An 11,015-nucleotide genomic window follows, 5' to 3' on the forward strand; every position below is an offset into this window, starting at 1 on the left:
GGGCCGCGTCCCGACCCGCTCGGCGGGAGTCTCCCCGCGATCGGGAGCGCGCGCACCGGTTGCCCGCCACCGGTCCCCGGCCGGCACCCGCGCGACCGGCCGGGCGGCGCCGCGCGGTCAGCCCGGCTCGAGCCCGCGGATGACGGCGGCCATGTCGACGGCGCCGGGGTCCTCCCGCCGGCCGGCCGCCTCCATGGTCTCCAGCACCGCGGCGGTGAGCCGGTCGTCGACCCCGGCACCCTGCAGGGCCGCACGGATGAGCCGGGCGTCCTTGGTCGCGCCGGACAGGCCGAAGCTCGGCGGGAAGTCGCCGGCGATCATGAGCCCGCCCTTGACGTGGGCGTAGGGCGAGTCGACCGGACCGCCGGAGACGGCGTCGAGGAAGCGCTGCGGGTCCAGGCCGAGGCCGCGGGTCAGCGCGACCGCCTGGGCCACCCCGGTGGTGAGCATGAACAGCCACGAGTTGCAGGCCAGCTTCAGCCGGCTGCCCGCCCCGGCCTCGCCCAACCAGAGTGTCTTCGACCCCAGCGCGTCGAACACCGGCGCCAGCCGCTCCCGCGCCTCCTCCGGCCCGGAGGCCAGCAGGGTCAGCGCGCCCCGGGCAGCGGGCTCCCTCGTCCCGAGGACCGGGCAGTCGACCAGCACCAGGCCGAGGTCGCGGGCGGCCGCCACCGTGCGGTCGGCCCCCTCGACGCCGACGGTCGAGCACTGCAGCCACGTCGTCCCGGCCGCCGGCGCGGCCTGCGTGACGACGTCGATCGCCGCGTCGGCGTCGAGCACCATCGTCAGGACGATCCCGGCGCCCGCCGCCGCCTCGGCCGGTGTGGCGGCGGCCTCCGCGCCGGTGTCCGTGAGCGCCTGCGCCTTGGCGGCGTCGCGGTTCCACACCCGCACGGGCAGGCCCGCCCGCCGCAGGGAGGTCACCATCCCGGCGCCCATCGTCCCCGCGCCGAGCACCGCCACCGTCGATTGCGCCATGCCCTGATCCTGCGCGGCCGGACGGCGCTCCGCAGGTGAGCGGCGTGTGCACGCACCGCGGATCGATCCGCCCCGGGTCCACGCTGTGTGCACACACCGCGACTGCGCGCGGGAGCGCCCCCGCGTCCCGGGCTCCCGATCGGCACTGCCGTCCGTGGCGACCTAGTGGTGGAACACGTGGCCGTGCACGCCGTCGTGGCCGTGCCGCTCGCCGGGCACCGGCCCGCCGTCGACCGCGGTCTCCGGTCCGGCGTCCCGGTCCCGGCGCTCGCGGCGCAGGTCCACGATCGCGAGCGCGAGCGCCGCCAGGGCCCCGAGCACCGAGACGCCCAGGCCCGCCGCGGCGGCCACCGGGTAGTCGTCCCCGGTCGCGGCGAGCACCAGGTAGAACAGGCCGGGCAGGGCGGCGGTGCCCACCGAGGCGCCGAAGCGCTGCGCCGTCTGCAGGCCGCCGCCGGCCGACCCGGCCATCGCGACCGGCACCTCGCGCAGGGTCATCGTGATGTTGGGCGAGATCACGAAGCCGCCGCCGATCCCCCCGAGCAGCAGCGCCGGCGCGATCGCCCAGCCGGCCGACGACGGTGGCACCAGGAGCAGCACGACGGCGGTCGCGGTCAGCCCGAGCACCACGCCGGTGAGGCCGAGGACGGTCAGCCGCCGTCCGTGCCGCTCGACCAGCCGCCCGGCGACGACGGCCGCCGTCGCCGAGCCGAGCGCGAAGGGCGTGACGGCCAGGCCCGACTGCAGCGGGGTGTAGCCCAGGCCGGTCTGGAAGAACAGCGCGAAGACCAGCCAGATGCCGCTGAAGCCGACGAAGTAGACGGTGCCCAGCGCCGCGCCGATCCCGTAGCCGCGGGTCTGCGTGACCAGCCGCGGGTCGAACACCGGCTGCCCGTCGCGGGCCACCACCCGCTGTTCCCACCCGAAGAACACCGCCAGCAGCGCCGCACCGACACCGAAGAGCCACCACAGCCGCGACAGGCCGCCGGACTCCGCCTGCACCAGCGGGTACAGCACCGCCAGCGCGCCGGCCCCGAGCAGCAGCACCCCGGCGACGTCGACGTGCCCCCGGCCGCCGGAGCCGCCGCGGGGCAGCAGCCGCAGCGCGAGCAGGAAGGCGACGACCCCGATCGGCACGTTGACGTAGAACAGCCAGCGCCACCCGTCCGGGCCCGACGCCAGGCCGAGGATGGCGCCACCGGCGACCGGCCCGACGGCGGTGGAGATGCCCACCGTGGCACCGAACAGGCCGAAGGCCCGCCCGCGCTCGGCGCCACGGAACAGCTGCTGGATGAACGCGGAGTTCTGCGGCGCCAGGCACCCGGCGGCCAGCCCCTGCGCCAGCCGGGCGGCGATCAGCCAGCCCACCGACGGCGCCGCCCCGGCCGCCGCGCTGCACACGACGAAACCGGCCAGGCCGATGAGGAACAGCCGCCGCCGGCCGAAGGCGTCGCCGAGCCGGCCGGCCGGCACCAGCGCCAGCCCGAAGGTGAGCGCGTAGCCGGACACGACCCACTGCACGGTGGCCGGGGTCGCGCCGAGGTCGGTCTGCAGCGACGGCAGCGCCACCGACACGATGCTGACGTCGAGCAGGCTCATGAACCCGACGACGAGCGTCACCGACAGCGCCCGCCAGCGGAGGGGGTCGGGCCGGTACTCCTCGACCTCTCCGGATGCGATGTCGCCGGACGCGGTCCGGAGTGCGGTGTCGGCCGCGGCGCGGGGTGGCACGAGGGAGCCTCCGGGGAGCAGGCGGGCGAGGCGCGGCGGGCCCTGCGCCGGTCTCGGAGGGAGGCCACCGTCCCGGCGGCCATGGCCGGTGCCCTACCCGGTGGTGCCCCACCGACACCCGCCGGTCCGCCGTGTCAGTCGAGGACGGCGGTGGCGTCCACCTCGATCAGCAGGTCGGGCTCGCCGAGCGCGGCCACCCCGATGAGCGTCACCGGCCGGACCAGGTCGTGCCCGAGCCGCTCACCGGCCCGCGCGACGCCGGCGCCGAGCTCGGCCAGCTTCGCCGGCTCCCAGTCGACGACGTAGATCGTCATCTTGGCGACGTCGTCGAAGCCGCCGCCGACGGCCGCCAGCGCGGTGGCCACGTTGAGGAAGGCCTGTTCGGTCTGCGCGGCGAGGTCACCGGCGCCGACCGGCTCGCCGGCCGCGGTGCGGGCGACCTGACCCGCGAGGTAGACGGTGCGGCTTCCGCGGGCGACCGCGGCCTGCCGGTAGACGTCGGACACCGGCAGTCCGGGCGGGTCGATCAGCTCGACGGTCATGGTTCCTCCTCGGGAGGGGTCGGGAGTCGTACCATAGCGTTGCTATGTCATGATGCACCAGTGCCCCGCCCCGCCGATCCCGCCGTCCGCCGGCTGCTGGTCGAACGCGCCGCGCGGATGCTCGCCGACCGCGAGCCGGTGACCCTCCGCGCGCTGGTCGAGGGGACCGGCGTCTCGACGATGGCCGTCTACACGCACTTCGGCGGCATGCCGGGACTGTGGAGCGCCGTCCGGCAGGAGGGCTTCTCCCGGCTGACCGGCCGGCTGGCCGGCGTCCCCCACACCGCCGACCCGGTGCACGACCTGGCCGCGCTCGGCGTGGCCTACGCGCGCAACGGCCTGGCGCACCCGGAGCTGTACCGGGCGATGTTCGACGCCGGCGCCCGGCTGGCCGACGAGGCCGCCGCGGGAGCACCGTTCGAGCGGCTGGTCGCCGCGGTGGCACGGGCCCGGGACGAGGGGCGGCTGGCCGCTCCGACCGACCCCCGCACGCTGGCCACCCAGTACTGGGCCGCGGGGCACGGACTGGTCTCGCTCGTGGTGCAGGGTGTGCTGCCCGGCGACGTCCTGGCGCCGCTGAGCACCGCCACGACGGTGGCGCTGCTGGTGGCCGCCGGCGACGGGGAGACGCGGTGCCGCGCGTCGGTCGAACGGGCGTGGGCCGCCGGCTGAGGTGCGCAAGAACGGTCGGGTAGCCCGGGCCGCCGGCTCGCCAGACTGGTGCGGTGACCGCTCCCCTCCCCGGCCGCGACCGGTTGCGCGAGCTGCTCGACGCCGTCCTCGACGAGGACAACCGGTCGCTGGCCGACATGGCCGGCGACGCCTTCGCCTCGCCCTTCCACTTCAGCCGCCAGGTGTCGGTCGGCGCCGGTGAGGCGCCGGTGGCGCTGCGCCGCCGGGTCGTCCTCGAGCGGGCGGCCTGGCAGCTGCGCCAGGGCGCCCGCGTGACCGAGGTGGCCTTCGCCGCCGGCTACGAGTCGGTCGAGGGCTTCAGCCGGGCCTTCGCCCGCGCCTACGGCCGCACCCCCGGCAGCCTCGACGACGACGACGCCGGCCGCCCGCGCACCCGCGACGAGCACTGGCTGCCCGCGCCCAACGGCATCCACTTCCACCCGCCGTCGTCCCTGTGGGTCAGCGACGAGCCGGTGCGCCGCGGCGGCGACGAGGTGACCGCGCTGCTGGTGCACCACGGCGTCGAGGACGCCCGGGCGCTGCTCGAGCTGGCCAAGGGCCTGCACGACGCCGAGTACCGGCGGGTGCGGTCGCCGGGGTCGACCGTCCTGGACTGGGACGGGCCCGACGAGTCGCTGGCGACCGTGCTCGAACACCTGGTCTGGACGCTGGAGGTCTGGGTGGCCTCCATCGAGGGCGCCGACCACCCCCCGCGCGGCGCGGACGACCCGGCCACGCTGCTCGGCCGGCACGACGCCGTCGCCCCGCGCTGGCTGGCGGCGGTGCGCGACGTCGCCCGGCGCGGCGCCTGGAACGACCGGCTGGTCGACGCGCTGTGCGAGCCGCCACAGAGCTTCGTGCTCGCCAGCGTCGTCGCGCACGTCCTCACGTTCTCCGCGCACCGCCGCCAGCTGGCGCGGTCCTGGCTGCGCGAGGCCGGCGTCGCCGTCGACGCCGGCGACCCCATCGAGTGGCTCTCCCGGAGGGACCGATGACCCGCACCGTCTACTACACCGCCACCTCGCTCGACGGCTTCATCGCCGACCGCGAGAACTCGCTGTCCTGGCTGCTGTCGCGCGAGAGCGACCAGGAGGGCCCGATGGGCTTCTCGACCTTCGAGAAGGGCCTCGGGGCCATCGTCATGGGGTCGACGACCTACCGGTGGGTCCAGGACAACGGAGGTCCCGACCCCTGGTCGTACACCCAGCCGGCGTGGGTCCTCACCCACCGCGACCTCACCCCGTTCCCCGGGGCGGACATCCGGTTCACGGCCGCGGACACGCGGGAGGAGCTCGTCGCCCTGCACGCCGAGATGGTCGCGGCGGCCGGCGAGCTCGACGTCTGGGTGGTCGGCGGCGGGCCGGTGGCCGCACAGCTGGCCGAGGCCGGCCTCCTCGACGAGGTCGTCGTGGCGATCGCGCCGGTCACCCTCGGCGGTGGGGCGCCGCTGCTGCCGGCGCGGGTGGAGCTGGCGACCCGGGAGGTGGCGCAGAACGGCGAGTTCGCCTGCGTCCGTTACGCGGTGGTGCGTCCCGACGCCGACTGACCGGGAGCCGCGTCGGCGAGTCGACACGTCGACGACGCGACACGTCGATGCGGGGACACGTCGACGACGCGACACGTCGATGCGGCGACACGTCGACGATCCGACACGTCGACCCGGAGGTCAGGCGCTGCGGATCACCGAGACGTCGAACTCCACCTGGATGCGGTCGCTGACCAGCACGCCGCCGGTGTCGAGCGGGGTGTTCCAGGTCAGGCCCCAGTCGCTGCGCTTGATGGCCAGCGCGCCCTCGAAGCCGACCCGGGTGTTGCCGAAGGGGTCCTTGGCCGAGCCGGTGAGGGTGAACTCCACCGACACCGGCCGGGTGGTGTCGCGGATGGTGAGGTCGCCGGACACCTCGTAGGTGTCGTCCTCGATCTGCTCCACGCCGGTCGAGCGGAACACGATCTCGGGGTAGCGCTCGACGTCGAGGAAGTCCGGCGAGCGCAGGTGGGCGTCGCGGTCGGCCTGCCCGGTGTCGATGCTCGCCGTCCGGATGCGGATGGTGACGGTGCTGGCCGCCGGCTCCAGCACGTCCAGGTGCGCCTCGCCGGCGAAGTCGGTGAACGCACCGCGCACCGTCGTCACCATGGCGTGCCGCGCCCGGATGCCGATCCGCGTGTGCGCCACGTCGATCGTGTAGTCGCCGGTGACGTCGACCAGCGCGGTCGTCGCCGCGTCGAAGTCGGTGGGGCCACCCTCAGGTGCCCGGTGCTTGGCCACGTGTCCGTCCTTCCCCCTCGCCGGTCCCCCATCCTCGTCGATCCCCCCGCCGGCGACACGGGCGGGCTCCCCTGCCGGGGCCCGGCCGTCCGCGACGACGCGTGCCGCGACCAGGGGTTCCGGTGGCGCGACCTGCGGGTCCACCCCAGGGTCGGTCGCGTAACCGTCGTCACACCACCTGGGAGTTCGCGCGTGACCCGACCGTCCCGACTGCTGGCGCTGGCTGCCGCCACCACCTCCGTCACCGTCCTCGCCGCGGCCGGACCCGCGGCCGCCGACACCCCGACCGACACCCAGGCGTTCCGTGACGCCGTGACCGTCGAGGGCATGACCGAGCACCTCCAGGCGCTGCAGGCCGCCGCCGACGCCCACGGCAGCAGCCGCGCCAGCGGCACCCCCGGCTACGAGGCCTCCGCGCAGTACGTCGAGGAGCAGCTGCGCTCCGCCGGCTACCAGCCCGAGCGCCAGTACTTCGACTTCGCCTTCTTCCAGGAGTTCTCCCCCGGCGCCCTCTCCCGGACGGGCCCCGACCAGCGCACCTACGTGGACCAGACCGACTTCGACGTCATGGACTACTCGGCCACCACCTTCGGCGACCCGATCGAGGGGCCGGTCAAGGCCGTCGCCGACCTCCAGGTCCCGCCCGGAGCGGAGCCCAACAGCAGCACCGCCGGCTGCGAGGCCGAGGACTTCGCCGGTGACTTCACCGGCACCATCGCGCTGCTGCAGCGCGGCACCTGCGACTTCGGCGTCAAGGTGGCCAACGCGGCGGCGGCCGGCGCCGTCGGCGCGATCGTCGTCAACGAGGGCCAGGAGGGCCGCACCGACGTCCTGCTCGGCACCCTCGGCGCCCCGGCCGCCATCCCGGCCGTCGGCGCGAGCTACGCCGTCGGCGAGGAGCTGCACCGGCTGAGCCAGGCCGGCGAGGTCCGGGTCAGCATCACCACCGACACGGTCTCGGAGACCCGGCAGACGTTCAACGTCATCGCCCAGACCGACACCGGCCGCACCGACCGCGTGGTCGTCGTCGGTGCCCACCTCGACTCGGTCCCCGAGGGCCCGGGCATCAACGACAACGGCACCGGCTCGGCGGCGATCCTCGAGATCGCCGAGCAACTGGCCGACGTCGAGACCCGTAACGCCGTCCGCTTCGCCTGGTGGGGCGCCGAGGAGTCCGGCCTGCTGGGTGCCCGGCACCACGTGGCCCAGCTCGACGAGCGCGGGATCGCGGACATCGCGCTGAACCTCAACTTCGACATGCTCGGCAGCCCCAACCCGGCCCGCTTCGTCTACGACGGCGACGGCTCGGCCACCGGCACCGCCGGCCCGAACGGCTCGGGCAGCATCGAGGCGGTGTTCACCGAGTACTTCGCCTCGCAGGGTCTGCACACCGAGGAGACGGCGTTCGACGGGCGCAGCGACTACGGCCCGTTCATCGCCGTCGGCATCCCGGCCGGTGGTCTCTTCTCCGGCGCCGAGGGCGTCAAGACGCCGGAGCAGGCCGCGCCCGAGCGGTTCGGCGGCGTCGCGGGCGTGGCCTACGACGAGTGCTACCACCAGGCCTGCGACGACATCGGCAACGTGGACCCGACGGGCCTCGACCAGCTGGCTGACGGCGCCGCGCACGCGGTGCTCACCTTCGCCCGGACGAGCAGCGCCGTGAACGGCACCGCGCAGGGCGGCGGTGGCGGTGCGGCCGCCTCCGGCGGCGCTGCCGTCTCGGGCGGGCACGACCACGGGCTCGCCGGCTGACCCGACGCGACACGAGGGTCGGGGAGCCGGACGCCTCCCCGACCCTCCGTCGTCGGGGCCGGTCAGCGGCCGGGTCGGAACGGGTTGCGGCCGGGCCGGAACAGCGTCTCCTGGGTGAGGCTCGCGGCCAGGACGCCGTCGCGGGTGGTGAGCGAGCCGGTGTACCAGCCGCGCCCGCCGGAGACGGTGGCCGGGACGAGGTCCACCAGCACCCACTCGTCGAGCCGGGCGGGCCGGTGGAACCACAGCGCGTGGTCCAGCGTCGGTCCGGGGGCGGCCTCGTCCTCCGGCAGCGCCGACAGTCCCGTGCCGATGTCGGAGAGGTAGGTCAGCGCGCAGGCGTGCAGCAGCGGGTCGTCCGGCAGCGGCACCGTCGTCCGCGCCCAGAAGCGGGTCGGCAGCGCCGCGGTCGCGTAGGGCTGCTCCGGCCGCCGGCTCTCCGTGGAGAACAGCCGCGGCAGGGTCAGCGGCGGACAGTCCTCCGGCGGCTGCACCGTGGGCGGCCCGGCCACCTGGACGTCGGGCCCGGCGGTCGGCGCCTGGAACGACGCCGACATCGACAGCACCACCTCACCGCCCTGCACCGCGACCACCCGGCGGGCGGAGAAGGAGCCGCCGTCGCGATCGCGGTCGACGCGGAAGACGGTGGGCCGGGCGGCGTCGCCGCTGCGCAGGAAGTAGCCGTGCAGCGAGTGCGGCAGCCGGTCGGGCGCCACGGTGCGGCCGGCGGCCAGCAGCGCCTGCGCGGCGACCTGGCCGCCGTAGAGCGGGAACGGGTCGGTGAAGACCAGGGTGCTGCGGTAGAGGTCGCGGTCGATCTCCTCGAGCGTGAGGACGTCGGTGACGGTCGGCGCGTCGGCTGCTGTCTCCTGCACGACCGGGCAACGTAGCCGGAGCCCGGGGCCACCCCGGCAGGCGGCCCCGGGCCGGGTGTCAGAGCAGCTCGAGGATGGTGGCGTTGGCCTGCCCGCCGCCCTCGCACATCGTCTGCAGGCCGTAGCGGATCCCGTTGTCGCGCATGTGGTGCACCAGGGTGGTCATGATCCGCGCGCCGGAGCCGCCGAGCGGGTGGCCGAGGGCGATGGCACCGCCGTTGGCGTTGAGCGCCTTGGCGTCCGCTCCCAGGTCGGCCAGCCAGGCCAGGGGCACGGGGGCGAAGGCCTCGTTGACCTCGAACGCGCCGATCTCGTCGACCGACAGCCCCGACCTCGCCAGCGCCTTCTGCGTGGCCGGGATCGGCGCGGTCAGCATGATCACCGGGTCGGCGCCGGCCAGCACCGCGGTGTGCACGCGGGCGATCGGGCGCAGCCCCAGCTGGGCGGCCTTCTCGCTGGTGGTCATCAGCAGCGCGGCCGAGCCGTCGGAGATCTGCGAGGAGTTGCCCGCGGTGATCACACCGCCGTCGGGCCTGAACACCGTCGCGAGGGTGCCGAGCTTCTCCACGGTGCTCTCGCGGATGCCCTCGTCCTGGCTCACGACCGTGCCGTCGGGCGTGGTCACCGGGGCGATCTGGGCGTCGAAGCGGCCCTCGGCCCGGGCGGCGGCGGCCTTCTCGTGGCTGGCCACGGAGTACTCGTCGCACTGCCGGCGCGACAGCCCCCACTGCTCGGCGATCATCTCCGCGCCCACGCCCTGGTTGATCTGCACACCGCCGTAGCGCTCGTGGAACCGGGGTCCGAACGGGTCGGCGCCGGCGCGGGCGGTGCCCATCGGCACGCGCGACATCGACTCCACGCCACCGGCGACGACGACGTCGTACTGCCCCGACACCAGCCCGGCGGCGGCGAAGTGCACCGACTGCTGCGAGGAGCCGCACTGCCGGTCGACGGTCACCCCGGTCACCGTCTCCGGCCACCCGGCCGCCAGCACCGCCGTCCGCGCGATGTCGAAGGTCTGCTCACCGACCTGCGAGACGCAGCCCCAGACGACGTCCTCGACCTCGGCCGGGTCCACCCCCGCCCGCTCCACCAGCGAGGTGAGCACGTGCGCCGACAGGTCGACCGGGTGCACCCCCGACAGCCCGCCGTTGCGCTTGCCCACCGGCGTGCGCACCGCCTCGACGATCACCGCGTCCCGCATGTCCTGCTCCCATCCGACCGGCTGTGGTGCCCGGCACACTAACCCGGGGACCACGGGGCGGCGGGAGCCCGGGCGGGGCGCCGGAGGAGCACCGCCGCGGCGGCTGCGGCGAGCGCCGCGGCGGTGAGCCAGCCGAGCGGCGCTCCGGCCAGGGGCACGGCGGTCCCCTCGGTGGCGCCCACGACGAGCAGGACGACCGCGACGCCGAGGGCCGTGCCGAGCTGGGCGGCGGTGTTGACCACGCCGGCGGCGGTGGCCTGCAGACCGGGTGCGACGTCGGTCCCCAGGGCGGTGGCGGCCACCGAGGAGAGCCCGATGCCCAGCCCGGAGACGGCGACGCCGAGGGACACCACCTCCGGTCCGGCCCGGGCGGCCAGCAGCACCGCGTTCCCGGCGGCGACGACGGCCAGACCCGCGGCGGCGGCGGTGCGTGCCGGTGTCCGCCGCAGGACGCGGGCGGCCAGGACGGCGCCCGCGACCACGCACAGGCTGAACGGCACCAGCGCCAGCCCCGCGGCGGTCGCGCCGAACCCCTCCGCCTGCTGCAGGTGCAGGGTCGCCACGGTGACCGCCGAGCTGGTGGTGGCGGTGTTGGCGGCCGACGCGAGGGCACCGGCGCGCAGCCGGGGATCGCGGACGGCGGCGCGCGGGAGCAGCGGGTCGGCGGCGCGGCGCTCGACGGCCGGGAGGAGCACGGCGACGGCCCCACCGGCCAGCAGGAGCAGCAGCCCGGGGACCCGGTGCGCCCCCTGCTCCAGGACGGACGCGCCGGCCACGACGGACGCCACCGCGGCGGTGAGCACCGCCGCGCCCGCCACGTCGAGGGTCCCCTCCCGCCGGCGCGGCGTCTGGGGCGCCGTCCGCCGCACCGCCACCAGCAGCAGCGCCGACAGCGGCACGGTGGCCCAGAAGAGCACCCGCCAGCCGGCGAGGTCGGTGAGCACGCCACCGAGGACGAGCCCGCTGGCCCCGGCCGCCGCCCCGGTGGCGCTCCA

The 11,015-nt window shown here is 75.8% G+C and carries 11 protein-coding genes; 4 read left to right on the plus strand and 7 right to left on the minus strand.

Annotation, left to right across the window (positions count from 1 at the left end; translation table 11 throughout):
- Positions 1–117 precede the first annotated feature (117 nt).
- From ABQ292_RS16215 to ABQ292_RS16225, 3 genes are all read right to left on the minus strand, one after another.
- Positions 118–978, minus strand: a complete 861-nt coding sequence (locus ABQ292_RS16215; RefSeq protein ID WP_369208210.1) for an NAD(P)-dependent oxidoreductase — start codon at positions 976–978, stop codon at positions 118–120.
- Positions 979–1,140: 162 nt separating this feature from the next.
- On the minus strand, positions 1,141–2,709 hold the full coding sequence (locus tag ABQ292_RS16220) for an MFS transporter (RefSeq protein WP_369208212.1): 1,569 nt from the start codon (positions 2,707–2,709) through the stop codon (positions 1,141–1,143).
- Between the two features lie 134 nt (positions 2,710–2,843).
- Complete coding sequence (locus tag ABQ292_RS16225; protein ID WP_369208214.1) at positions 2,844–3,251, minus strand: RidA family protein; 408 nt, start codon at positions 3,249–3,251, stop codon at positions 2,844–2,846.
- Positions 3,252–3,311: 60 nt separating this feature from the next.
- Here ABQ292_RS16225 and ABQ292_RS16230 point away from each other — a divergent pair, with 60 nt between their 5' ends.
- Genes ABQ292_RS16230 through ABQ292_RS16240 form a run of 3 tightly spaced genes read left to right on the plus strand, consistent with a single transcriptional unit; the run spans position 3,312 to position 5,469 of the window.
- Positions 3,312–3,923, plus strand: coding sequence for a TetR/AcrR family transcriptional regulator (locus ABQ292_RS16230; protein ID WP_369208216.1), 612 nt, complete (start codon positions 3,312–3,314; stop codon positions 3,921–3,923).
- A 53-nt stretch (positions 3,924–3,976) separates the two neighbouring features.
- Positions 3,977–4,918, plus strand: a complete 942-nt coding sequence (locus ABQ292_RS16235; RefSeq protein ID WP_369208218.1) for a helix-turn-helix domain-containing protein — start codon at positions 3,977–3,979, stop codon at positions 4,916–4,918.
- Complete coding sequence (locus ABQ292_RS16240) at positions 4,915–5,469, plus strand: dihydrofolate reductase family protein (protein ID WP_369208220.1); 555 nt, start codon at positions 4,915–4,917, stop codon at positions 5,467–5,469. The genes ABQ292_RS16235 and ABQ292_RS16240 overlap by 4 nt, the downstream gene beginning before the upstream one ends.
- Positions 5,470–5,589: 120 nt before the next feature.
- Here ABQ292_RS16240 and ABQ292_RS16245 read toward each other — a convergent pair whose 3' ends face one another.
- Positions 5,590–6,189: a YceI family protein gene (locus ABQ292_RS16245; protein WP_369208222.1), complete on the minus strand. Its 600-nt coding sequence runs from the start codon at positions 6,187–6,189 to the stop codon at positions 5,590–5,592.
- 192 nt (positions 6,190–6,381) lie between these two features.
- On the opposite strand from ABQ292_RS16245, the gene ABQ292_RS16250 reads away from it, so the two are divergent.
- Positions 6,382–7,941: a M20/M25/M40 family metallo-hydrolase gene (locus ABQ292_RS16250; protein ID WP_369208224.1), complete on the plus strand. Its 1,560-nt coding sequence runs from the start codon at positions 6,382–6,384 to the stop codon at positions 7,939–7,941.
- Positions 7,942–8,003: 62 nt separating this feature from the next.
- Here the strand turns inward: ABQ292_RS16250 and ABQ292_RS16255 are convergent, their stop codons facing one another.
- The 3 genes from ABQ292_RS16255 to ABQ292_RS16265 form a co-directional block, all read right to left on the minus strand.
- Positions 8,004–8,816: an acyl-CoA thioesterase gene (locus ABQ292_RS16255; protein ID WP_369208226.1), complete on the minus strand. Its 813-nt coding sequence runs from the start codon at positions 8,814–8,816 to the stop codon at positions 8,004–8,006.
- A gap of 58 nt (positions 8,817–8,874) precedes the next feature.
- Entirely contained in the window at positions 8,875–10,020 is a 1,146-nt protein-coding gene (locus ABQ292_RS16260) for a thiolase family protein (protein WP_369208228.1), read from the minus strand.
- A gap of 38 nt (positions 10,021–10,058) precedes the next feature.
- On the minus strand, positions 10,059–11,015 hold a 957-nt coding region (locus ABQ292_RS16265; protein ID WP_369208230.1), incomplete at its 5' end, for an MFS transporter.

This window comes from Geodermatophilus maliterrae, assembly GCF_041018925.1.
Lineage (GTDB): Bacteria > Actinomycetota > Actinomycetes > Mycobacteriales > Geodermatophilaceae > Geodermatophilus > Geodermatophilus maliterrae.